This is a genomic window from Pseudomonadota bacterium (assembly GCA_027624715.1).
GTDB lineage: Bacteria > Pseudomonadota > Gammaproteobacteria > Burkholderiales > Eutrophovitaceae > Eutrophovita.
This window is the reverse complement of the sequence record JAQBTV010000011.1, coordinates 13,064-37,223: the sequence shown is the minus strand read 5'-3', so window position 1 is coordinate 37,223 and position 24,160 is coordinate 13,064. Positions and strand designations below refer to the sequence as shown.

Annotated in this window: 25 protein-coding genes and 1 tRNA gene; 23 read left to right on the top strand and 3 right to left on the bottom strand. The window is 44.3% G+C overall.

Going from position 1 to position 24,160, the window contains the following annotated elements:
* Positions 1–113: 113 nt before the first annotated feature.
* From O3A65_07320 to O3A65_07255, 14 genes are all read left to right on the top strand, one after another.
* Positions 114–1,067 carry a CmcJ/NvfI family oxidoreductase gene (locus tag O3A65_07320; protein ID MDA1332272.1) on the top strand — a complete coding sequence of 318 codons (954 nt, stop codon included), beginning with the start codon at positions 114–116 and terminating at the stop codon, positions 1,065–1,067.
* 52 nt (positions 1,068–1,119) lie between these two features.
* Positions 1,120–1,839: an SDR family NAD(P)-dependent oxidoreductase gene (locus O3A65_07315; protein ID MDA1332271.1), complete on the top strand. Its 720-nt coding sequence runs from the start codon at positions 1,120–1,122 to the stop codon at positions 1,837–1,839.
* A 202-nt stretch (positions 1,840–2,041) separates the two neighbouring features.
* Complete coding sequence (locus tag O3A65_07310) at positions 2,042–2,731, top strand: hypothetical protein (protein ID MDA1332270.1); 690 nt, start codon at positions 2,042–2,044, stop codon at positions 2,729–2,731.
* Between the two features lie 288 nt (positions 2,732–3,019).
* The gene (thrS, locus tag O3A65_07305) at positions 3,020–4,927 is read left to right on the top strand and encodes a threonine--tRNA ligase (GenBank protein ID MDA1332269.1); all 1,908 of its coding nucleotides are present in this window, start codon (positions 3,020–3,022) and stop codon (positions 4,925–4,927) included.
* Positions 4,928–4,965: 38 nt separating this feature from the next.
* On the top strand, positions 4,966–5,553 hold the full coding sequence (infC, locus tag O3A65_07300; protein ID MDA1332268.1) for a translation initiation factor IF-3: 588 nt from the start codon (positions 4,966–4,968) through the stop codon (positions 5,551–5,553).
* Between the two features lie 110 nt (positions 5,554–5,663).
* Positions 5,664–5,861: a 50S ribosomal protein L35 gene (rpmI, locus tag O3A65_07295; protein MDA1332267.1), complete on the top strand. Its 198-nt coding sequence runs from the start codon at positions 5,664–5,666 to the stop codon at positions 5,859–5,861.
* Positions 5,862–5,873: 12 nt separating this feature from the next.
* Complete coding sequence (gene rplT, locus O3A65_07290; protein MDA1332266.1) at positions 5,874–6,233, top strand: 50S ribosomal protein L20; 360 nt, start codon at positions 5,874–5,876, stop codon at positions 6,231–6,233.
* Between the two features lie 60 nt (positions 6,234–6,293).
* Complete coding sequence (gene pheS, locus O3A65_07285; protein MDA1332265.1) at positions 6,294–7,283, top strand: phenylalanine--tRNA ligase subunit alpha; 990 nt, start codon at positions 6,294–6,296, stop codon at positions 7,281–7,283.
* 17 nt (positions 7,284–7,300) lie between these two features.
* Entirely contained in the window at positions 7,301–9,664 is a 2,364-nt protein-coding gene (gene pheT, locus O3A65_07280) for a phenylalanine--tRNA ligase subunit beta (GenBank protein MDA1332264.1), read from the top strand.
* An 11-nt stretch (positions 9,665–9,675) separates the two neighbouring features.
* Complete coding sequence (locus tag O3A65_07275; GenBank protein ID MDA1332263.1) at positions 9,676–9,984, top strand: integration host factor subunit alpha; 309 nt, start codon at positions 9,676–9,678, stop codon at positions 9,982–9,984.
* Positions 9,985–10,001: 17 nt separating this feature from the next.
* Positions 10,002–10,349, top strand: a complete 348-nt coding sequence (locus O3A65_07270; protein ID MDA1332262.1) for a MerR family transcriptional regulator — start codon at positions 10,002–10,004, stop codon at positions 10,347–10,349.
* Positions 10,350–10,378: 29 nt separating this feature from the next.
* A tRNA-Pro gene (locus tag O3A65_07265) sits at positions 10,379–10,455 on the top strand.
* Positions 10,456–10,533: 78 nt separating this feature from the next.
* Positions 10,534–11,274 carry a 5'/3'-nucleotidase SurE gene (gene surE / locus O3A65_07260; protein MDA1332261.1) on the top strand — a complete coding sequence of 247 codons (741 nt, stop codon included), beginning with the start codon at positions 10,534–10,536 and terminating at the stop codon, positions 11,272–11,274.
* A gap of 36 nt (positions 11,275–11,310) precedes the next feature.
* On the top strand, positions 11,311–11,976 hold the full coding sequence (locus tag O3A65_07255) for a protein-L-isoaspartate(D-aspartate) O-methyltransferase (protein MDA1332260.1): 666 nt from the start codon (positions 11,311–11,313) through the stop codon (positions 11,974–11,976).
* A 31-nt stretch (positions 11,977–12,007) separates the two neighbouring features.
* Here O3A65_07255 and O3A65_07250 read toward each other — a convergent pair whose 3' ends face one another.
* The 3 genes from O3A65_07250 to nadB form a co-directional block, all read right to left on the bottom strand.
* A complete protein-coding gene (locus O3A65_07250) occupies positions 12,008–12,784 on the bottom strand; it encodes an NRDE family protein (protein ID MDA1332259.1) in 777 nt (258 codons plus the stop codon).
* Positions 12,785–12,787: 3 nt separating this feature from the next.
* On the bottom strand, positions 12,788–13,645 hold the full coding sequence (locus O3A65_07245; GenBank protein MDA1332258.1) for a hypothetical protein: 858 nt from the start codon (positions 13,643–13,645) through the stop codon (positions 12,788–12,790).
* A gap of 113 nt (positions 13,646–13,758) precedes the next feature.
* Positions 13,759–15,336 (bottom strand): L-aspartate oxidase, encoded by a 1,578-nt coding sequence (nadB, locus tag O3A65_07240; protein ID MDA1332257.1) that lies wholly within the window; start codon positions 15,334–15,336, stop codon positions 13,759–13,761.
* 224 nt (positions 15,337–15,560) lie between these two features.
* On the opposite strand from nadB, the gene rpoE reads away from it, so the two are divergent.
* The 9 genes from rpoE to recO all read left to right on the top strand — a co-directional run bounded on the left by rpoE (position 15,561) and on the right by recO (position 24,158).
* Positions 15,561–16,160, top strand: a complete 600-nt coding sequence (gene rpoE, locus O3A65_07235; GenBank protein ID MDA1332256.1) for an RNA polymerase sigma factor RpoE — start codon at positions 15,561–15,563, stop codon at positions 16,158–16,160.
* Positions 16,154–16,642, top strand: a complete 489-nt coding sequence (locus O3A65_07230) for a sigma-E factor negative regulatory protein (protein ID MDA1332255.1) — start codon at positions 16,154–16,156, stop codon at positions 16,640–16,642. The genes rpoE and O3A65_07230 overlap by 7 nt, the downstream gene beginning before the upstream one ends.
* A 19-nt stretch (positions 16,643–16,661) precedes the next feature.
* Positions 16,662–17,645 (top strand): MucB/RseB C-terminal domain-containing protein, encoded by a 984-nt coding sequence (locus O3A65_07225; GenBank protein ID MDA1332254.1) that lies wholly within the window; start codon positions 16,662–16,664, stop codon positions 17,643–17,645.
* A 55-nt stretch (positions 17,646–17,700) separates the two neighbouring features.
* Positions 17,701–19,086: a DegQ family serine endoprotease gene (locus O3A65_07220; GenBank protein MDA1332253.1), complete on the top strand. Its 1,386-nt coding sequence runs from the start codon at positions 17,701–17,703 to the stop codon at positions 19,084–19,086.
* A 93-nt stretch (positions 19,087–19,179) separates the two neighbouring features.
* Positions 19,180–20,967 carry a translation elongation factor 4 gene (lepA, locus tag O3A65_07215; GenBank protein ID MDA1332252.1) on the top strand — a complete coding sequence of 596 codons (1,788 nt, stop codon included), beginning with the start codon at positions 19,180–19,182 and terminating at the stop codon, positions 20,965–20,967.
* A 25-nt stretch (positions 20,968–20,992) separates the two neighbouring features.
* Positions 20,993–21,790 carry a signal peptidase I gene (gene lepB / locus O3A65_07210; GenBank protein ID MDA1332251.1) on the top strand — a complete coding sequence of 266 codons (798 nt, stop codon included), beginning with the start codon at positions 20,993–20,995 and terminating at the stop codon, positions 21,788–21,790.
* 35 nt (positions 21,791–21,825) lie between these two features.
* Positions 21,826–22,509: a ribonuclease III gene (rnc, locus tag O3A65_07205; GenBank protein ID MDA1332250.1), complete on the top strand. Its 684-nt coding sequence runs from the start codon at positions 21,826–21,828 to the stop codon at positions 22,507–22,509.
* The gene (gene era, locus O3A65_07200) at positions 22,506–23,426 is read left to right on the top strand and encodes a GTPase Era (protein MDA1332249.1); all 921 of its coding nucleotides are present in this window, start codon (positions 22,506–22,508) and stop codon (positions 23,424–23,426) included. The genes rnc and era overlap by 4 nt, the downstream gene beginning before the upstream one ends.
* Before the next feature lie 6 nt (positions 23,427–23,432).
* On the top strand, positions 23,433–24,158 hold the full coding sequence (recO, locus tag O3A65_07195) for a DNA repair protein RecO (GenBank protein MDA1332248.1): 726 nt from the start codon (positions 23,433–23,435) through the stop codon (positions 24,156–24,158).
* Positions 24,159–24,160 lie beyond the last annotated feature (2 nt).

Genomic DNA, 24,160 nt, shown 5'->3' with positions numbered 1-24,160 from the left:
ATCGAGAAAAACTCTTGGTGGATTGATACGACGGTTCTGGAAGGATTTGCGCTGCCAGATGCAGACTAACTTAATAAATTGTTTTGAATAACGAACTGCGGGTTTGAAGTGAAATGAATACTAAAGGCATCTTTAACTACATATCTGCGGACTCGCAGAGTTCGTTATACCGGAATGGAAAGGTATTAACGCGCCGTAATTTGGAGGGTACTGATTCTGAGTGGGTGGGCGTGAATTATGAACAGCATGAGGTTGTTGTCAATGATGCTCGTAATGGGGTATCGGCCACTCTCGAGAAACAAGGTTTTCAATTAGTTGATGATGATATAGAGAGTTTAAATATCAACTTTTTTGATAACGATGTTGTGCTCCATAATTATTATCCATTGTGTGCGGATCGAGTTAAGGAGTCGGTGGGTGCTCGGGTGGTGTATGCGTTTGACCATAATGTTCGGTCAGCTGTCGGAAAAAAATCAAAAAAAATGATTACGGGCGGGCAACAGGTGCAGGGGCCAGCGCACGCCGTTCATGGTGATTACACGTTAACGAGTGCTCCGGAACGGGTTCTTCAGTTATCGAAGCCTCCGGGCAAAAATGACACCATCCGATCGTTGATCGGAGAGGGCAGTAGCTTGATACCTCCGAGTGAGGTGGAACAGATTTCGAATGGGGGGCGATTCGCCATTATAAATTTATGGCGGAGTATCGTGCCCGAGCCTGTTGAGATGAATCCTCTCGCTTTGTGTGACGCGTCTCGTGTGAATCCAGATGATCTTGTTGTGTTTGAAGTTCACTATGAGGACCGTATTGGTGAGAATTATTTCGCCAAGTACAATCCAAACCACAATTGGTGGTTTTATCCCAAGATGAATCGGTCAGAGGCGTTGCTCATCAAACAATGGGACAGTGAAGGTGGACTCGCGAGAACCAAAGGTGATCAACCTGATGCCTCATTTCCAGAAGCGCCATGTACGTTCAGTTTTCACAGTGCGTTTAAAGAACCGTCTACTCCCGATGAGGCGCCTGATCGATGGAGTATGGAGGTGCGGTGCATTGCATTATTTTGAAGTCCATGAATCCATGGATGTAACACCCAATTTATAGAAAGGTTAAATACTGATGATATCTCCTGAAGGACGTGTGGTAATGATCTCTGGAGCAAGCAGAGGTATTGGTCTAGCGATTGCTCGTAACCTCTATCAAGCTGGTTTTTCGCTCAGTCTTGGTGTTCGCGATATTGAGGCTATGAGGAATACAGTTAAAGACTGGGACACCAGTCGTGTGTTGATCAGCAAGTATGATGCCGTAGATAAAGAAACGCATAAGGTCTGGGTAGATACAACTGCCGAGCGTTATGGTCGGATTGATGGATTAGTGAATAACGCAGGAATCATGCAGCCAGTATCCGTTGATGATGGTGAATTCAATGAAAAGGGGCTAGACCTTATGTGGTCTGTGAACGTCAAAGCGCCTCTATCTATGACGTGTCTGGCGCTGCCTCATTTAAGAAAATGCGGTTCTGGTCGCGTGGTTAACGTGGCGTCGCTAGCGGGGAAGGCGGTGTTTGGTAATGGCGTTGGTTATTCGATGACAAAATTTGCTGCCGTTGCTTTGTCACATGCAACCCGACATGGAGGCTGGGCAGACGGTGTTCGGTGTACAGCATTGTGTCCCGGATACGTTGCAACCGATATGACCAGTTCAATAGAAAGTGTTGCGCTTGCGGACATGATTTCAGCTGATGATCTTGCCGAGTTGGTTAATACGATCATTTCCCTTCCAAATACGGCATCAGTTGCTGAATTGATTGTGAACTGTCGTCCTGATCTTGTTGGTTAATGTGATTTCGGTTCGCGTAAACAGTAGGCAGATTTTTTTGCATAAAATAATTCACTTTGATCGAAGTGATATTGCAAATGTTTAGCCTAGAATCGAGGCGGGTACTATCAAAATAGAGATTCACGGTTTTTTTAATGAGATGGCGTTAAAGCTTAGACATTTAAGTATAATTTGATAATTTAATAATGCGCTTAAACCCCTTATGATCGGTCGTTCTACCTTTTGGTTTTTAGTTGTTTTACTTATATTGTCTGCCGGCTTAAATGTCTATCAGCTTCATATTTTCTCCAGGGAAGACTTGCTTAGCAGATTTGCAGGTGAAAATAAGGGCTTGGAAGGTGAAAGTAAGGGCTTGGAACTTGAGAGTGAGCAGAAAAACGCCGGTTTAAAGAATAACGAACGTAGGATAGAAAGAGATGTGTTGTCCCCATGCCCAGAAGATCGCGCAGTGACTTGGAATAATTGTCAGGGTACTAAAACATCTGCAGATGGGGGGGAGTATGTCGGTGAATACAAAGATGACAAGAGGCACGGTCAAGGCACCTTCACATTTGCCAATGGTGACCAGTATGTCGGTGAGTGGCGAGAGGATACAATGCATGGCCAAGGCACGTTCATATCTGTAGATGATGAGGAGTATTACGGTGAACTCAGAGACGACAAGATGCACGGTCAAGGCACCTACACATATGAGAATGGTGACCAGTATGTCGGTGAGTGGCGAGACGACAAGATGCACGGTCAAGGCACCTACACATATGTAAATGGTGACCAGTATATTGGTGAGTGGCGAGACGACAAGATGCACGGTCAAGGCGCATTAACATTTTTAAATGGCGACCAGCGTGTCGGTATTTGGGAATTTGGTGAAAAAGTTCAATCTGAAAGATAATGTTGACTTACTTTTTTTAGTATCTGTAAGGATACCTATAGAACGCGTAAGTTTGTGTATACCTTCCCCTAAAGTGTATCAGCCTAGTCAAAAATATTTCCAGTCTTTCTGTTTAGCTAACGTGAGCAGTACGAAAAGTCAACCCTGCCGTAATTATATTAGTATTTTTCCTGCTCCAATTTTTTCGAAGGTTCAGTGCCATTAGCGCATGGTCTCAATCAGGTCGCGTTCCCGCTTTATGGGTGAAGTTTGGTATATTGTTCTGACTTAGATTTAATTGAGGTACAAATGATTAATGTAAAGCTACCAGATGGTTCAGTTCGAACGTTTGATCAGTCTTTATCGGTAGGTTCGATTGCAAGATCGATTGCTCCCAGTTTGGGAAAGGTTGCCGTGGCAGGGCGCCTCGATGGCCATATGGTTGACTTAAATCATGTTGTTTCGAAAGACGCACAACTGGCTATTATTACGAATACAGACACAGATGGTGTCGATGTGATTCGTCACTCAACCGCGCATTTGCTTGCGCATGCTGTAAAAGAGCTTTACCCGAGCGCGCAAGTGACCATTGGTCCAGTGATTGAGGATGGTTTTTATTACGACTTCTCCTTTGATCGAGCTTTTACTCCAGATGACTTGGTTGCTATTGAGAAAAAAATGAAGCAGCTCTCTAAAAAAGATCTGCGCATAGAGCGGTCTGTTCGCGAGCGAGATGAGGCGAGTAATTATTTCCAGTCCATTGGCGAGGCGTATAAGTCTGAAATTATTAGCGATTTGCCTGAAGGTGAAGAGATTTCTATGTACTCTCAGGGTGAGTTTACTGATTTATGCCGCGGACCCCATGTCCCCTCTACCGGCAAGCTCAAGGCATTTAAGTTACTAAAGGTAGCTGGGGCCTATTGGCGTGGTAATTCTGATAATGCGATGCTCCAACGAATTTATGGCACCGCTTGGGGAACACAAGAGGATTTGGAGGCTCATCTCTTTAAACTTGAAGAGGCCGAAAAGAGAGATCACCGCAAACTTGGTCGACAACTTGATTTTTTTCATAGTCAGGAGGAAGCGCCCGGCATGGTGTTTTGGCGCCCTAAGGGATGGAGGCTGTGGCAGCAGGTCGAGCAGTATATGCGACGCGTCTATGAGAATAATGGCTATCAGGAAGTGAAATGTCCTCAAATATTGGATGTGTCGCTTTGGAAAAAGTCTGGGCATTGGGATAATTTCCGTGACAATATGTTTTTTACGGCCTCAGAGAATCGTGAATATGCCGTCAAGCCGATGAACTGTCCTGGGCATGTGCAAATTTTCAATAGTGGTTTGCGTAGTTATCGCGATCTGCCCCTGAGATACGGTGAGTTTGGTGGTTGTCATCGTAATGAACCCTCGGGCGCATTGCATGGTCTCATGCGCGTCAGGGCGTTCACTCAGGATGATGGACACATTTTCTGTACAGACCAACAAATAGAGAAAGAAGTTGTTGAATTTCATAAACTTGCATTGAAAACTTACAGTGATTTCAAGTTTAAAAATATCGCGATTAAATTAGCATTACGGCCTGAGCAGCGCTTAGGGGATGACTCGGTTTGGGATCATGCGGAGGCGGCTCTTCGATCTGCCCTTCAAACTTGCGGCGTGAACTGGGAAGAGCTTCCTGGAGAGGGCGCCTTTTACGGACCGAAGGTTGAGTATCACTTAAAAGATTCAATTGGTCGCTCTTGGCAGTGCGGTACTATCCAGGTGGATTTTATGATGCCTCTCAGGTTAGGGGCCGAGTACGTGTCTGAAGATAATGCTAGAAAAACCCCTGTGATGCTTCATCGAGCGATCCTTGGGTCAATGGAGCGATTCATCGGGATCCTCATCGAGCATCATGCGGGTGCTATGCCACTTTGGCTATCCCCAGTACAGATCGTTGTGATGAACGTCGCCGATCGTCACGCAGATTATGCGCAAGATGTGACAAAACAATTGATTTCTAGGGGGTTCAGAGTTATTTCCGACTTGAGAAACGAAAAGATAACCTATAAAATCCGCGGGCACAGTCTCCAGAAGCTTCCGTACCAATTGATTGTGGGTGATAAGGAAGTAGAAGCAAGCCAAGTCGCTGTTCGTTGCCGAGGTGGTGAAGACTTAGGGCCAATGTTGTTGGAGACCCTTTACGAACGTTTGAATTCCGAGCTTGACGCTAAGCGTTAGCTCTTTTTGTAGTTAAATTAGATTAGGAGGTTCAACCCATAGCTCGAGAAAAAGAAGCCCGAATTAATGAGGAGATTACGGCGCCTCAAATTAGACTGGTAGGTATCGAAGGAGAACCCATCGGAGTTATGGAAATTAGTCAGGCACTTGCGAAGGCGGAAGCGGCAGAAATTGATCTTGTTGAGATAGCGCCGACTGCAGTGCCGCCGGTATGTCGTTTGATGGACTATGGAAAGTTCAAATATAACGAGCAAAAAAAGAAGCAGGATGCCAAGGCTAAGCAAAAAAAAATACAGGTCAAGGAAATTAAGTTTAGACCTGGGACAGATGAAGGGGATTATCAAATCAAACTTCGGAATCTGATTCGCTTCTTAACTGAGGGTGACAAGACAAAGGTGACGTTGAGGTTTAGGGGGCGTGAAATGGCACACCTAAATCTTGGGGCACAGCTCTTACAGCGAGTTAGAGGTGACCTAGAGGATCATGGGCAAGTTGAGCAGTTTCCAAAAATGGAAGGTAGACAGATGGTCATGGTGGTTGCACCGCTAAAACCAGAGGAAAAGCAAAAGCGTCAGAAAATGAAGGCGGATTCTTCTGAAGGCGAGAAGTTGGAGAAATCGTTATAATGCGATTCTTGAGCTGATTAGCTCGGATGAGAAGTTTTAAAACAAGGGATTGCAGGTTTAACAAGTACCCGTATTAGGGGCGCCTGGCTGTCTTAAAAAAGGGGGCTTAAATGCCAAAAATGAAAACCAAAAGAGGCGCAGCTAAGCGTTTCAAGGTCGGTGGTACCGGTCGAATCAAGAGAACTCAGGCTAATCTGAGGCATATCCTCACGAAGAAGACGACGAAACGGAAGCGCCATTTGCGCGGTACTGTTTCCGTGGCTGCTGGTGATCAAGCAGCTATTCGCGCAATGCTTCCGTACGCTTAAAGGAGAGTCGAGATGCCAAGAGTTAAAAGAGGTGTAGTCGCCAAAGCGCGACACAAAAAAGTTTTAGATCAAGCGGAAGGCTTTCGCGGACGAAGAAATAATGTGTATCGCGTCGCGAAACAGGCTGTCATTAAAGCAGGCCAGTACGCGTATCGTGATAGACGTACGAAGAAACGAGAGTTTAGAGCGCTTTGGATAATACGTATCAATGCTGCCGCTCGTGCGTGCGGATTAACCTATAGCACTTTGATTAATGGGTTAAAGAAGGCATCAATTGAAGTGGATCGTAAGGTGCTTGCAGATGTGGCATACCATGATCCAGTTGCGTTTGAAAAGATAGCAGAACAAGCGCGTCACGGTCTAGTCTCCTAGGTGTTGAGTGGAGAATAAAGGAGGCTGAGTTGGCCTCCTTTATTGTTTATGAAAGTGCCCATGCAAGAATTAGAAAAAATAGTTACTGACGCAGAATATGCCTTTCAAGGAGTCAAGACTCTTCCTGAGCTTGATCAGGTGAAGGCGCGGTTTTTTGGTAAGCAAGGTGTGTTATCAGAACTCAGAAAAGGTTTAGCAAAAGTTTCTGTTGCAGAGCGTCCCATCCTTGGCGCTAAATTTAATTCACTTAAGACGGAAATAGAAAGTCTTTTAGAACGTCGAAAAAATGACCTCAAAACTCAAGCGCTGCAAGAACGTCTTGATAACGAAAAAATTGATGTCACGTTGCCTGGTCGTAAACAATCTTTAGGCGGATTACACCCAGTGACGCGTACGCTAAACCGCGTGGTAGACTTATTTTCAACGATGGGTTTCAGTGTGGCGAGTGGTCCTGAGATTGAAGATGACTATTATAATTTCACAGCATTGAATCAGCCTAAAGATCATCCAGCCCGTTCGATGCACGATACGTTTTATCTCGAGGGCGAGCAGCTCTTGCTGAGAACGCATACCTCGCCCATTCAGGTCCGTTACATGGAACAGCACGAGCCACCAATTCGTATCGTGGCACCAGGTCGGGTATATCGCGTTGATTCTGATGCAACGCATTCACCTATGTTCCATCAAATTGAAGGGTTGTGGATTGATAATCAAGCGACCTTTGCCGACCTAAAAGGTACCGTCCGAGAGTTCTTAAGGCAGTTTTTTGAAAACGAAAACTTAGAAGTGCGTTTCCGACCTTCCTATTTTCCATTTACTGAGCCTTCGGCAGAGATTGACATGACATTCAAGGATGGTTGGTTAGAGATAGGTGGTTGTGGCATGGTTCACCCGAAGGTGCTACGCAACTTAAATATTGACACTGAACGTTTCCAAGGCTTTGCTTTCGGTATGGGTCTAGATCGCCTTGCTATGTTGCGCTATGGGATTACAGACTTACGTCTTTTCTTCGAAAATGATTTGCGGTTTTTATCGCAGTTCTCCGAGTAATGTAGCGACAATCTGTTATGAAATTTTCAGAAAATTGGTTGCGATCCGTCTGTTCTACAACGTTCACTACTGATGAGCTATCAAATGCTTTGACTATGGCAGGTCTTGAAGTTGAGTCGGTTGAGCCGGTTGCAAAAAATTTAAAGGGCGTGGTGGTTGGGCGTATCACGCATATTAGGCCACATCCTAATGCGGATAAACTAAAAATATGTGACATCGATGTCGGGGAGTCTAAGCTATTACAAATTGTCTGCGGCGCTCCTAATGCCGCGGAGGGAATGAAAGTGCCAACGGCGTTGGTTAATGCGCAGTTGCCGAGTGGCCTAGTGATTAAACGTGCGAACTTCAAAGGTGAGTTATCGCTAGGGATGCTGTGTTCAGGACGCGAACTAGATATATCCGATGATGATGCTGGTTTGATGTCGCTTGCGACTGATCTGGCCGTTGGTACAGATATTCGAGATGTATTTGACTTAAATGACAATGTGTTTATGTTGAAGTTAACCGCGAATAGAGGTGATTGTTTATCTATTATGGGAATCGCGAGAGAGGTGCAAGCGATCAGTGGAGTTACTGTTCAATACCCAAAAGTAGAGGAGAAAAGTTCGATTGGGCACAAAGATCTTTCCATCACTATCGCGGATGAAAAAGCATGTCCGTTGTATTGTGGGTTAACCATACGCGGTATTAATTCTAGTGTTAAGACACCACCACACATTTTGCAAAAATTAGAGCGATCTGGTATTCGTGGGATTAGAGCGATCGTCGATTTGACAAATTATGTGATGCTTGAACTTGGCCAACCTATGCATGCGTTTGATCGAGATAAACTTAAAGGAAACATCTCAGTAAGGTATGGTCGAGTTGGTGAGGTATTAGGGTTGCTCAATGGTCAGCAATTAGCGATTTCTGAAGATATGCAGATGATTTCAGATGATTCGGGTCCAGTAGCTCTGGCTGGAATTATGGGAGGAGAGCTTACGGCGGTAGACGATGAGACAACAAATATTTTTCTAGAAGCCGCTGTGTTCTCGATACAATCGGTAGCTGGGAAATGGCGTTCTCTTGGTTTTTCAACAGATGCACTTCATAGATTCGAGCGAGGAGTAGACCCGCAAGGGTCCAGACGCGCATTGTGGCGGCTGGCAAATCTAATTACTGAGATTTGTGGTGGTAGTGTTGAGTCCTTTACAGAGACAGGTTCCAGTTTTGTCGAGCGACGAGGGATAGTGTTCCGACCAGAGCGTGTGCACCGGTTGATTGGTATCGATGTGTCTGTTGAGAGAATGAGACAAATCCTAGAGCGTTTAGAAATGAGTGTATCCGCTGAGGGTGATGCCTTTTTAGTTGTGCCGCCTAGTTATCGGTTTGATATTGAACTAGAAGAAGATCTCATTGAAGAAATTGTTCGCATCGAAGGATTTAACAAACTTCCCAGTACGTTGCCCCGTTCTGAAGCAAATATGATACCCACTAGAGAATGGCCAGATTGGGATGAGCGCATCAAAAGAGTTTTGATTCAGCAAGGTTTCCAGGAGGTCATCACTTATAGCTTTGTGGATAAACTCCTTGAAAATGATTTCAGCGTGGTTAATGGAGTAATTCCCCTGGCTAATCCTATTGCAGAACAATACTCAGTTATGCGAACGAATCTTTTGGGGAGCCTCGCGTTAGTATTACAAAGAAATATAAGTCATCGTATCGAGCGAGTTCGAATTTTTGAAAGCAGTTTGTGTTTTGAACGAAGTGACTCTGGCGAGATCATTCAGTATAGGAAGGTAGCGGGTATGATCTCGGGCTCATCGCTTCCTGAACAGTGGGCTGAGACCAGCCGAACTGCGGATTTCTTTGATCTCAAGGGTGATCTTGAGAATATACTGAAAACCAGTCAATTAACCTTTGGGATTACTCGTCATAAGAGCTTTCATCCGGGAAAGGTAGCATCTATTGTAGTCAACGGAGAAGAGCTAGGTGTGCTGGGTGAATTGCACCCGGAGTTGAGTCAAAAGTATGACCTTGATGCCAATACGGTGGCATTCGAGTTGAATATTGATGCTTTGCCTGAATCGAGCGTGCCCCAATACAGGGCTTTTTCGAGAGTTCCAGCAGTGCGACGGGATGTAGCGTTTGAGGTTGCGGCTGATATGGAGGTTGAACAAATCATTTCTTGTATATTGACTGAAAATATTCGGCACCTCTCAGACGTGACTTTATTTGATATTTATTTAGGTAAGGGTATAGCTGAGCAGAATAAAAGTGTAGCTTTAGCTATAATGTTTCAGAATGAAGAAAAAACCCTTACAGATGAAGAGGTTGAGGAATCAGTGGCGCAAGTGTTTCAGTTAGTAGAATTGCGTTTCAACGCAACACGCAGAATATAAGGATCAATTAGATGACACTGACCAAAGCTGAATTATCAGATCTTATTTTTGAAAAATTAGGACTGAATAAGACTGAAGCTAAAGATTTTGTAGAAGTTTTTTTTGAGGAAATTAGAGCATGCCTAGAGAAGGGTGAAGATGTGAAGCTTTCTGGTTTTGGTAATTTTCAGTTGAGAGATAAAAGCCAGAGACCAGGACGAAATCCAAAAACTGGAGAGGCAATTCCAATTTCTGCGAGACGTGTTGTTACGTTTCATCCAAGTCAAAAATTCAAACAGCGTGTAGAAAAGAGTGGTCGCACAAACCAGAACGAGGGTTAAAAGTTTTAGGGTTTACTTTGGTTTATTCAATACCAGACAAGCGTTACTTCACTATCGGAGAGGTCAGTAGGCTCTGCGACGTTAAGCCACATGTGTTGCGCTACTGGGAGCAAGAGTTTCCGGAGTTACAATCTATTGATCGCCGGTCTAGACGTCGTTACTACCAAAAAAAAGAAGTTCTTCTCGTTCTCAGAATCAAGGAGTTACTTAGACAAGATGGATTCACAATTCATGGAGCGCGTTCAAAGTTAAACGCCGCTGTAACGAAGACACCCCTTCAAGACTCGGCCGCTTACTCTTCAGTAGAGCCAGTTGAATTGGAAGAGATTCTCTTGATTCTTCGCGGGAGCTCAGAGCCTGTCTGATATAATTTCACCTCTTTTTTATTAACCGTCGGGGCGTAGCGCAGCCTGGTAGCGTACCTGCATGGGGTGCAGGGGGTCGTGAGTTCGAATCTCACCGTCCCGACCATTGATATTAACCAAATTAGAGCTCGGTAAGGTGATCGTTTCCCATGATTAAAAAATATCAAAATCAATTTTCGCTGATATGAAAATACTCATCAGTAATGACGATGGGGTTTTCGCGCCAGGATTACAAGCTCTTATTCAAGTAATGATGGAAATTGGAGAGGTTGTAGTTGTTGCCCCCAATAAAGACTATAGCGGAGCGAGTAACTCATTAACTCTGGATAGACCGTTAGTTTTGCATCAACACGAATCTAATATCTATTCAGTGAATGGTACTCCAGCAGATTGTGTTCATTTGGCGATTACGGGTCTATTGGATGTCATTCCAGATATTGTAGTTTCTGGAATCAATAACGGTGCAAATTTAGCCGAGGATACGATTTATAGTGGAACGGTTGCTGCAGCGATGGAAGGGTTCATGCTTGGGTTGCCCGCTATTGCGGTATCACTTGCCAGTAAAAATGGTGAACATTTTCCGACAGCTGCAAAAGTTGCTCGGGACATTGTGTTGAGCTGTCTAGATATTGTGAAGCAATCTCCATTCTTACTGAATGTAAACGTTCCTGATATTAAGTCGGACAGTATTACGGGAATGCGAATCACCCGTTTGGGTCGCAGACACAAAGCAGAAGGTGTCGTTCAAACTAAAAATCCTCGTGGGCAAACTGTGTATTGGATCGGTGCTGCTGGATCAGCGAAAGATCGGAGCAGTGGGACTGATTTTGACGCGGTAGAGGGAGGTTTTGTTTCGATTACGCCGCTCCAAGTCGACTTAACCGACGTGTCTGTTGGTGCTCGATTTGATTTTCTTAGTCGTTAGCATCATCAACATATAGGTTTTTTTAAAGTCGTGAGTATCTCTGGAGAGCATAAGGTCGGGATAGGGATGACCTCTGATCGCACGAGGCGGCGGATGGTCGATCGCTTGCGAGACGAAGGTATCGCTGACGAGGTTGTTCTTCAGGCTCTAAGTGTGGTTCCTAGGCACGTATTTGTTGAGGAGGCTTTAGCAAGCCGTGCTTACGATGACGTGTCGCTCCCCATCGGATTTGGACAAACTATTTCGAGACCACTGACTGTGGCAAGGTCGTGTGAACTTGCTCGAGCTGGCTCACCATTAAAGCGTGTCCTTGAAATAGGTACCGGTTGCGGATACCAGGCTGCTGTTTTGTCACGAATAGCCAAAGAAGTGTATTCGATCGAAAGGATTGGTAAGCTACTCAGTGGTGCTAGGGTCCGACTGCGTTCATTGCGTTGTCACAATGTTCGTTTGAAGCATGCAGATGGTTCGGAGGCGCTAGATACTCTTTTCCCGTTAGATGCTATTGTTGTTGCTGCAGGAGCTGTATCGCTTCCGGAACACTTGATTGAACTCTTGGCGCTGGGAGGGCGGCTCATCATTCCTCTTGGCAAAACAAAACAATATTTGACCGAAGTGATTAAGCTCGAATCAGGATATGACGTTAAAAAACATGACGAAGTCAGCTTTGTCCCATTTCTCAGCGGGGTTGTTGAAAAGTAAGCTTAATGCGAAAGCTCTTGATAAGTAACTTTTAAATGACGATGGTTTGATTCGTAATTGGATTACCTTTGTGATCGAATGTCATTTCAGAGAATTCAATTTTTGAAGCATCTGGACTGATCAACAGTAAAGAGGTGGCTCGAGTCCCGTAGTAAGTTGAAGTGATGAACATGGGAGATAAGGTTCGCTCGCAATCTAAGGCAATACCTGTGTTGGGGAGAGCTTCATCGCCTGCCTTAGTGGCGTTTGACATCAAAGTCACAATCTCCTCGAATCGGATCATCTTATTATCATTGATTAAATTTGTGAATAATTTTTTTCCGTTCGTTACCTTTGGCCAATTGGTATCGAGTAGATGGTTGCTAAGGCCATAGACCCCAGATTTTTCAATTGACTGTGTGTGTGGCATCCCGGCTGTCTGTCTGTTGGTCACGTAGCTCATTGATGACACATCTCCTACGAGTAGATTAAAACCATTATAGGATGCAGCTGTTTTTTCTATTGACGAAACGTAGGATTTGACTGATTGTTTACTGGTTAAAAAATTTTTTGTTAGATTCCCTCGAGATTGGATGAGATTCGATGTAGTTTTTTGTTCCCGAAAATTTGTAACTATGGCCCAACGTCCCGATTCGGTGACACCCATCCAGGTACCTAATCGTTCTAAATCTAGACCTGCAACGATGTTTGGATAATCTCTCCAGCGATGTATTGAGGCGGAGGGGCGGTCATGATACTCATCTCGATTCGAGGCAATAATTAGGGAATATTGGGGGTGCATTTTCCACGCAAGCAAGACAAGACACATCGTTCAAAAAGCCTTTAATACTTCAATTTGACATAAATTCGACGACGTGAGGTGCTGTTCGTTAACGTATTCCGATTGGATAACTGCTAGCCCCTCGTATCCATGATTGTCGAAGCCTACGGGAGCTGTGTCACATACAAGACCCGACGTCGCGCCACTCGCGTTCAAAAGGGTCATTCCCGCATGGAGCGGTGTATCTGATTTAAATTGGTATAACTTTCGTTTTACAGAACCGAGGTATTTAGTGCGAGCAACAATCTCTTGTCCTGGATAACAACCTTTTGTGAAACTCACGCCATCTCCCTTGTCTAAATTGATCATCTGAGGCAGGAAGTGCTCTTTTGTGTCATTGTTTACATTGACGATTCCATTACGAATAGCCTCAAGTCGCCAAAGGTCTTCCCTACAGATTAAGTGTGTAGCGGTTAAGTGACCCCACAGAAGTCCTAATGAGTCAAATGGGCATACCAAAATAGCTTGTGTCGCATTTAGTGACATGATCTGAACACCTACGATGGTATCTATTTCAGTAATTGGCAGCAATCTCGATTTAGCGATCAACCCAATAGCTGCGTCGCCTTCATTGAGGGTAATTTTGACTTTTGCCCTTAGGATAAAACGAGACAGTCTTGATACGAACTCATCTACTAAATTATCGGGAAGCAGCAAATTGAAACTATCCGTATTTCTGAAGACATATGGAGTTGCTATTAAACGTCCTTTGGGGTTGCAGTAACCTGATCGGAGCAGTTTTTTATCTGTTAAATTCTTAATGTCGCTTGTTAGTTGCGAGTCTAAAAATGCAGTTGCGTCGCCGCCGCTGACGCTTACGACAGACATATTCACTAAAGGAGTGATCATTGGTCTGCTGTTTAAGGGATCTGTCGGTAAAACGCGATGTTCTTTAATTTGATCAGTTGTACGTGCTATCAGACTCGACCATCTTGATTGCTTATAATTCGATTTCTGTGACATCATAAATTTGTAGGTTGGCAGGTAGTGTTTAAAGCTGTTGCTTCCATGCCAGGGTAGTCAGTACTGAAGTGTAAACCCCGACTTTCTTTGCGTTTAAGTGCGCATCGTACAATCAGTTCCGATACAACAACGAGATTTCTCAGCTCTAAAACATCTCGGGTAACTCTAAAATTTGAATAGTAGTCTCTGATTTCTTCCTGCAGCAATTTCAGTCGGCGCTCCGCACGTTCGAGTCTTTTTGTTGTTCTCACGATACCCACATAGTTCCACATAAAACGTCTCAGTTCATCCCAATTATGAGCAATAATAACTTCTTCATCCGAATTTGTGACGCGACTTTCATCCCATTCTGCTACCGTTTCTAATGCGAGCTGTTCTTGAGCGAGTATGTGTTTTGTCGCTTGCTCTGAAAAAACCAAACACTCCAGAAGAGAATTACTTGCAAGACGGTTTGCGCCATGAAGTCCAGTATGGGCAGTCTCTCCTATGGCATAAAGTCCGTTAATATCGGTCAATCCATCTAAAGAGGTATTGATTCCACCGCAGGTATAGTGAGCGGCTGGTACGACGGGAATAGGCTCTTTGGACGCGTCTATACCAAGTTCTAAGCAGCGGTTAAAAATGTTTGGGAAGTGCTCTTTAATGAACGATAATCCTCTGTGTGAAATATCTAAATAAACACAATCGACACCATGTTTTTTCATCTCTGCATCGATACTCCTTGCGACAATATCACGTGGAGCCAACTCTGCTCGTTTGTCGTACCCAGGCATAAATCGGTGACCATTCGGTAGCAATAATAATCCACCTTCGCCGCGAATAGCTTCAGAGATCAAGAAGGATTTTGCCTCAGGGTGATACAGACAGGTTGGGTGAAATTGTATGAATTCCATGTTGGATACGCTGCAACCTGCACGCCATCCAATAGCAATACCATCTCCAGTCGATGTGTCTGGATTGGTTGTATACAAATAAGTTTTCCCCGCACCGCCCGTAGCTAGAATCACAGCAGGTGATTGAATCGCAACGACGACATCTTTATCAGCATCTAGCACGTAGATACCGCAGCACTGGTTTTTTGCGGAGACATAATCCCGTTTTGTGATCAGGTCGATACCTACGTGATTCTCTAAAATAGTGATATTGGGATGTGCGCGAACCCGCTCTTCGAGCGTTGCTTGGACTGCGTGCCCAGTCGCATCATCCGCGTGAATAATTCTCCGAAAACTATGTCCTCCCTCCATAGTTAGGTGGAGTCCTGAGGACGTATTTTCATCTTTCGTGAAATTCACGCCTTGATCAATGAGCCACTTAATCCCTTGAGCGCCCTTTTCAACAACGAATCGAGTGACATCAGTGTCACTCAGGTACGATCCCGCAACTAGGGTGTCTGTAACGTGCGATTCATGAGTGTCAAACACGTCGACAACCGCCGCAATACCACCTTGAGCCCAGTTGCTAGCTCCATCGAGCATGGTCCTTTTGGTCACGACAGCGACTCTCCGATGCGGTGCGAGCCTGAGTGCAGTAGCTAAGCCGGCTAATCCGCTACCTAAAATGACTATATCGAAACTGATCAATGGTTTAACTTATTTGATTAGATAAAGTTTAGCTAGGTTAACGCAATTCAATGGGTCAGAGCATTTTTTTTGCGATCGTTGGGGAACTCACGCTGCTGTTTGATGTTCCTATGCAAGTATATATAAATAGTAGGGGTAAAATCGTGGACATACCACTTGATGCTCACTTAGATCTCCTCGTAAATGCTAACAAGACACAGCAATCTGGTAAGCTCCAGGTTATGTCTGAGCGAGAGAAGGATAACAGCCTGGTTCTGCGGGTTCAACGTGGTGATAAAGTCGCGTTTGAGATGCTATTTACGAAGTATCAACGTAGAGTAAGTCGTTTAGTGACACGGTTTGTTCGTTCCGAATCGGAGGTTGAGGATGTCGTGCAAGAGTCGTTCATCAAGGCCTACCGAGCTTTGGCGAAATTTCGGGGTGACAGCGCGTTCTACACTTGGTTGTACAGAATAGCCATTAATACTGCTAAAAATCATCTTGTCGCAGCATCGAAACGACCTATATCGTTGAGCCAATTTGAAAAAAATGATGATGATGAATTAGACGAAGATCAATTCATCAGTGATAGTGCGACACCCGAGGCGGAACTCATAACGAAGCAAATCGGTGAGACTGTGAACAAAACAATGGACGAATTGCCGGCAGATCTGAGGGAGGCGATAATGTTGCGTGAAATCGAAGGTATGAGTTATGAGGATATTGCGGGCGTTATGGGATGTCCCATTGGTACCGTTCGATCTAGAATTTTCCGGGCTCGTGAGGCGATATCTCGAAAGATTAAGCCCATGTTAGATGTTGGAGAGGGTAAACGATGGTAGATGAAGAGCATATTTCAAGCCTCATGGATGGCGAACTGGAGGAACAACAGGAGGCTGTAACTTATCAAGCCCTCAAAAAATCTCCTCATTTTAGGGAAGTGTGGCGAGCTTACCATGTAATAGGCGACGTTATTCGCTCCGAAGGCCGGGCGGGTCTGTCAAAGAGTCGATTTCATGAGGTTTTGGATGCGGAGCCTACCATAGTGGCTCCATTATTAAGTAGGATTAAGAAGCCGGCTGAACATTCCTGGATGAAAATTGCCGCCTCTTTTGCGGCCGTAGCAGTTGTAGGCTGGTTGGGGATTTCAAACAACAGTCCGATTGACGTGCGAATTGCAAAGAGAGACGTCGCGTCGCAAGAGCAGCAGCTTGCCTTGGAAGAGGTGTACGACGAGGCGATTGCAGAATATTTGGCGGCACATAAACAATTCAATCCACGGGGCTTGAATTCTAGTGCGCTTGTTGACCAGACAGATGAGTAAACAAAGAAGCCTTAATCTTATGTTTAAATTGTTGTTGATCATGGTCTTAACTTATGTCACCACTAATTCGAGTACTCATGCGGAAGCGAAACCAGTCGAATTGAGTCGGCAAGATGCTTTGATTGCTTTGAAACAAGTCGCGTACGCTGGACGGACATTAGATTTCACGGGCGTATTTGTAATTCAAAAAGGAGATCACTTTGAGACTTGTCGTATTACTCATCATGGCAGCGGATCTAAAGAATTAGAGAAAATAGAGCGTCTAAATGGTGATGCGTTAGAGATAGCTAGAGTCGACGATAATATATTGGTGTACTTGCCGGGCAAGAAGTATGTAAAAAGTAAATTGGGCGTTGAAGATCGAAGTTTCCCCTCTTTAACCCCAAATCAACTGTCCATGATAGAGGAAAACTACGTTGTTTTTGTCGGTGCCGTTGACCGAGTTGCAGGTCGATTTGTGACGCGCCTCTCGCTATTACCTCGAGATGCATTACGGTACCGTCACGAACTTTGGATAGATCAAAATACCGGGCTGCAAATCAAAGCACAGATGTACACGGAACGTAATGAATTGGTAGAGCAGATCATGTTTACCGAGATCGCAATAGGAAGCCATGTGACAGAGGCAATGACGCGGTCAGCCTATGAAGAAGTCGCCCTGTCTTGGAGGTCGGATCGTGGCGCAAGAAAGCAACTTCGGGCTTCAACTACCGGTTCGTTATGGTCTGTGAGTAGGCCCCCTCAAGGGTTCAAGCAAGTTATGAAGGTGGAAAAAAAGCTAGGTCAGCGAGGTTCGAGGGTGCATTTAGTCTTCTCAGATGGATTTGTCACTGTCTCGGTTTTTATTGATTCTAGTGTGACCAGCAGGTTTAGTCCCGGATTTGCTAAAGAAGGATCTCTGAATATCTACCGGAGAGTCGTTAACGACGAATTCGTGACAGTTCTTGGTGATGTGCCGGCAAACACTTTGAAGCAGGTAGGAGACTCGCTGGTAAGGAATTAATTAAATTTGAATAGGTAATTAAGTAGTTAATAGATTTACTTAAGGAGAAAGTAACGTGAAGTTTGCATTCAAAATTGTTTTCGGATTTTTAACACTGCTATATATTTCAAAGGTTGCAGCCGTTGAATTACCAAGTTTTGCTGATTTAGTCGACGAGCAGGGCGTTAAAGTAGTAAACATCAGCACTAAAAGTACGATTGACCAACCGAATAATATTCCTGTCCCTGAGGACGATCCTTTTTACGATTTCTTCAGACGATTTGCACCACCTGAGGGCGGTCAAAAAGAGTCTCGCTCACTCGGCTCAGGCTTCATCATAAGTGACGATGGATACATATTAACGAATTCACACGTTGTTGCGGCGGCAGATGATATAACCGTTAAGTTAAATGATAAACGTGAATACGTGGCCAAGTTAATAGGTGTTGATAAGCGAACTGATGTTGCTGTGATCAAGATTGAGGCTTCTGATTTACCTTTTGTGAGTATCGGGGATCCCGCGAAGCTCCGTGTCGGTGATTGGGTTTTGGCTATTGGCTCTCCATTTGGTTTCGAGAGCACGGTTACTGCAGGTATTGTTAGTGCGAAAGGGCGTTCGTTACCACAGGAGAACTATGTTCCTTTTATTCAAACCGATGTTGCGATAAACCCTGGAAATTCGGGCGGTCCTTTATTCAACTTAGACGGTGAAGTGGTCGGCATTAATGCCCAAATCTATAGTCGAACGGGTGGTTTTATGGGACTCTCCTTTGCGATTCCGATTGATGTTGCTGTGGATGTTGCAAACCAGTTAAAAACAGACGGTCGGGTAAAGCGTGGTCGAATTGGTGTTGTGATCCAGGAAGTGACTGCAGAATTAGCTGACTCCTTTGGCCTTGATAAACCGCGTGGAGCTCTTGTCAGTCGGGTCGAAAAAAGCGGTGCTGCAAGTATGGCGGGGATACAAACCTCAGATATCATTCTCACTTTCGATGGAAGCAAAGTAGAGACCTCGAATGACTTACCGCGTATCGTTGGTCAAACTCGGCCAGGTAAACAGGTTGATGTTGAGGTGTGGCGAGAGAAAAGGTCTAAGACGCTCAGTCTGACAGTTGGGGAAATTCCAACCGATATCACGACGGGATCTCAAAAGGAAAAGAGTGAAAATGCATCTTTGAATGTGATTGAGGAATTAGGGTTGATGGTTTCTGATATTGATCCTCAACAACTCAAGCAGCTTGAGCTTAAAAGTGGGATCAAGATAGATCGGGTCGCTGGCGCAGGTGAGCAAGCAGGCTTACGGTCCGGAGATATTGTACTTGCCTTAAACAACGATGACGTGGAATCGGTATCTCAATTTAAATCATTAATGGAGCGATATAAGGACGCGAGGAGCTTGGCATTATTGATTCAAAGAGATGGCAGTTCACTGTATGTTCCAATTAGATTGAGGTCTAAGTAAACTGTGTCGCACCGTTAATACGTATCTAGAAAAGGGGGAATCCGGTAGAATTCCCCCTTTCTATTTTGGTAGGCACGATATTGTGCTTTCTTAATGCGGCATATCAGAAATTTTTCAATAATCGCTCATATTGATCACGGAAAATCCACGTTAGCTGACCGTTTCATTCAGACATGTGGTGGGCTCAGTGACCGTGAAATGGAGTCACAGGTGCTGGATTCCATGGACTTAGAGCGCGAGCGTGGGATTACAATTAAGGCCCAAACTGCCACGTTGAGCTTTAAGGCTGATGATGGCGAGATTTATCAACTTAATTTGATTGATACGCCAGGTCATGTGGATTTCTCATATGAGGTCTCCAGGTCATTATCGGCGTGTGAGGGTGCGTTGCTTGTCGTTGATGCGTCCCAAGGCGTAGAGGCTCAAACGGTAGCTAACTGTTATACCGCCATTGAACTTGGTGTGGATGTGATCCCAGTTCTTAATAAGATTGATCTTCCATCTGCTGATCCTGATCGCGTGATTGAAGAGATAGAAGATATTGTGGGAATACCTGCTGTCGGGGCCTTAACTGCGAGCGCAAAGACGGGACAGGGGATTTTAGACCTCTTAAATATGGTAGTTCGAGATGTTCCGCCGCCAAAAGGTGACCCCAATGCACCACTTAAGGCGCTTATTGTTGATTCTTGGTTTGACAATTATGTCGGTGTTGTGATGCTTATCAGATTGATTGATGGCGAGCTAAAAGCTAAAGATCAGATTTTGCTGATGTCAAATAAAACAACCCACCAATGTGAGCAAGTGGGACATTTCACACCACGATCAGTCGTTTGTGACAAGTTATCAGCAGGTGAGGTGGGTTTTGTGATCTCTGGAGTCAAGGAGCTCAAAGCGGCTAAGGTAGGTGACACGATCACCTTGGCTAGGAATCCTGCTAAAGAGGCGCTACCTGGATTTAAGGAAGTTAAGCCTCAGGTATTTGCCGGCTTATACCCAGTGGAGTCTAATGAATTTGACGCGCTAAGAGACGCGTTAGAGAAACTTCAGCTTAATGACTCTAGCTTACGTTTTGAAGCTGAAACGTCGCAAGCGCTGGGCTTCGGTTTCCGGTGCGGATTCCTAGGGTTACTCCACCTAGATATTGTGCAGGAGAGGCTTGAGCGAGAGTACGGTATGAACCTAATTACTACCGCGCCGACGGTGGTTTATCAGGTGCTTATGAAAGATGGCTCAGTCTCAGACATTGAAAACCCCTCAAAATTGCCCGACCTAAGTAAAGTAGATGAAATTCGAGAGCCGATTATTATGGCCAATATTTTACTTCCCCAAGATTACGTTGGGCCCGTCATGACGCTTTGTAATAATAAACGTGGCATACAGAAGAATATGCAGTACTTGGGGCGACAGGTGATGCTGTCTTATGAGCTTCCGCTTAATGAAGTCGTGTTTGATTTTTTCGATAAGCTTAAATCAGTATCTAGAGGATACGCATCGCTTGATTATGAGTTTAAAGAGTACCGGGCTGATGATCTATGTAAATTAGACATTTTAATTAACGGTGAGCGCGTAGATGCTCTTTCTTTAATTGTTCATCGGGCAAATTCTCTTCCCAGAGGTCGTGACTTGGCTTCACGCATGCGTGGACTGATACCGAGACAGATGTTTGATGTCGCGGTACAAGCATCTATTGGTTCTCAAATTATCGCGAGAGAGAATGTCAAGGCGCTCCGTAAAAACGTTCTGGCAAAGTGCTATGGCGGAGATGTTTCACGTAAGAAAAAATTGTTAGAAAAACAAAAAGCAGGTAAGCGCCGTATGAAGCAAGTTGGTTCCGTAGAAATCCCTCAAGAGGCGTTTCTTGCTATTTTACAGGTGGATTGAAGTTAAAAGACGACAAGGAATTTAAATGAAATTTGCAATCTTGATGCTCTCATTGCTGTTGATCACTGGCTTAGTCGTACTTATCGACCGCTTATGGTTAGTAAAGAAAAGAGAAGGCGCTAGACATCCATGGTGGGTTGAATATTCTAAGAGTTTTTTCCCGGTTATTCTCGCAGTTTTTTTTCTCAGGTCATTTTTACTAGAGCCTTTTAAAATTCCTTCTGGTTCGATGATTCCGACATTACTCGTTGGAGATTACATTTTGGTTACGAAATCTAGTTACGGCATCAGAGTGCCTGTTCTCAATACGAAGCTGATCCCTACTGGGGATGTCGAGCGTGGGGATATTGTGGTGTTTCGTTATCCACGAGATAAAACATTGGACTACATTAAGCGTGTCGTAGGGTTGCCGGGCGATCGGTTAGAGTACAGGGATAAGCGACTCACAATTAATGGTGAAGCAGTAGAAACAACACGTATGGAAGACTACCAGTATTCTGATAAAAGCTCTTACATGTCCGCATGGCAATTCAAAGAAAAATTTGGGGATAAAGAGCATTCGATATTGGTGGCGCCTGAAGAGCCAAGTGTGCGTTTAATAGGGGTGAGGCAATTTAGCGGACGAGATAAATGTGTATTTAGTGATACTGGTTTTATATGCACAATACCTGACGGTCACTACTTTATGATGGGGGACAATCGAGATTCAAGTTCAGATAGTCGCTATTGGGGATTTGTGCCGGACGAATATATTATCGGCCGAGCTTTTATGGTTATTTGGAATGCTGGGGAGTTTCCCAGATCATTTACGTGGTTAAAATAACCCAGTAATTTTATAGATGTTCGCAAAGGGCATAGATGCATGAGCTAGAGGTCAGGATCAAGTATGAATTCAGAAACCCAAGTCTTTTGGAAGAGGCGTTAACACACAGGTCCTTCGGCTCATTAAACAATGAGCGGTTAGAGTTTTTGGGCGATGCAGTGCTTAATCTTGTTATTGGACGATTTTTGTATGAGCGTTATTTGAGGTTACCCGAAGGGGAGTTGACTCGGATTAGGTCTGTTCTCGTTAATCAGGAAGGACTTACGCATATCTCAAGAGACCTTGAGCTCGGGCAGTTTTTAAAGTTGGGGGCTGGTGAATTAAAAACCGGCGGTACCGAGAGGCTCTCGATTCTATCTGACGCGGTTGAGGCTTTATTCGGTGCTGTTTATCTAGACTCAGGGTTTGAGGCGGTTGAGCGTGTTATCACGGAACTGTATTCCGTCTATTTAAATAATATTGACCCTAGTTTGCTCAGTAAGGATCCAAAGACAAAATTACAGGAGTATTTGCAGGCAAGACGTGCAGCCTTACCTGAATACCGGGTTCTAAATATCCTTGGTGAGGCACACGATCAAGAATTCGTTGTTGAGTGTCAAATTTCGTCTATGAGCGTGACCACCACGGGTGGCGGTCGCAGTAGACGATCGGCGGAGCAAGAAGCAGCTAGGTTGGCTTATGACTTAATTACACATAATCCTATTGGAGATAGTCTGTGAGTGAGATTTTAGTGCCCGATGAAGAGCGACAGAGCTCACTTTTATTGATTGGATCTGCAGCGGTGATTGGAGTTCCAAATGCTGGAAAATCTAGTTTGTTAAATGCATTACTGGGAATGAAACTCAGTATTGTGTCTAGTAAGGCGCAGACAACACGCCATAAAATTCTTGGCGTTTATTCCGATGAAAAATCACAGATCCGATTTCTAGATACACCTGGATTTCAATTGACATACAAATCAATGCTCAATAGAGCTATGAATCGATCAGTATCCAGCAGTCTTGCTGAGGTTGATGTGGTGATCTTAGTTTTAGAGGTGGGATTGATTCAGAAGGATGATCTGAAACTGATTGAGATGTTCCCTAAAACTGTTCCAGTAATATGCGTGATCAGTAAGATTGACCAACTGTCGTCGCCAAATGAGTTGTTGCCATTTATCGATATTGTAAAGACGCTCTACGCATTTGCCGATATTATCCCTACGAGCTCGCACCGTGGTATTGGATTGGATATTTTAATTGATGCTATTCAATCAAAATTGTCTATAGGTCAGCCTATATATGAAGAGGACACCTTAACCGATAGACCAGAGAGATTTTTTGCTGCTGAAATTATTCGTGAAAAGTTATTCCATTTAATGGGGGATGAAATTCCATACGGAGTTGCAATCGAAATTGAAGAATTTAAAATGAGCAAAGGGCTTCGATGTATTAATGCGACAATTGTTGTTGCTAAGGCTGCGCATAAAGGAATGATCATCGGGGCTCAAGGTGGTAAATTGAAAACTATTGGAACAAAAGCTCGTGTTGAGATGGAGCATTTTTTTAATGGTAAGGTTTTTTTGAAATTGTGGGTAAAAGTAAAAAAAGGTTGGGTTGATGACTCTCAATCTGTTAAATATTTTGGTTATGAATGAAGTTTGATGTCAGATCAATCTCGAACGACTGAACAGGAAGGATTTGTTCTGCACTCGTATTCATATCGAGAGACTAGTCTAATCGTCGAGTTGTTCACTAAACAACATGGTCGAATTGGTGTCGTAGCAAAGGGGGCTAGGCGTCCCAACTCTCTCTTGCGCATTGCGCTTCAATCGTTCCAACCACTTTATGTGTCATGGGGTGGCCGAGCAGAGTTGAAGACTTTATATGGTGCTGAACTGCGTTTTGGGCTGCCTCGCTTGAAGGGTACAGCCTTGATGAGCGGTTTTTATATTAACGAGTTGATCTTAAAACTACTCTTACGAGATGATCCCCACGAACGTTTATTCGAAGTTTATGAAAACACGATTCAAGCTCTTAGTGAAAAAAAATCAGAGGTAGAGAAAATTCTACGTCGGTTTGAGCGCGTGTTATTAGCTGAACTGGGGTACGGGCTAACCTTGACGCACGATGTCAAAACACAAAAAGAGGTCAAGGAAGATGAGGTTTATACTTATATAATGGGTTTCGGGCCAGCTCGCATTAACCCTGATACAAAGACTGACCTACGATTATCGGGTAGAGCGCTGATAGATATTGCTAATGATAATTTAGATGATCCAGCCACGTTATCGCAGTATAAATTACTGATGCGTTCATTGATGAGTCACCATTTGGGTAATAAGTCTTTGTATACGAGACGATTACTCATCGATCTACAGTCAAATTAGCT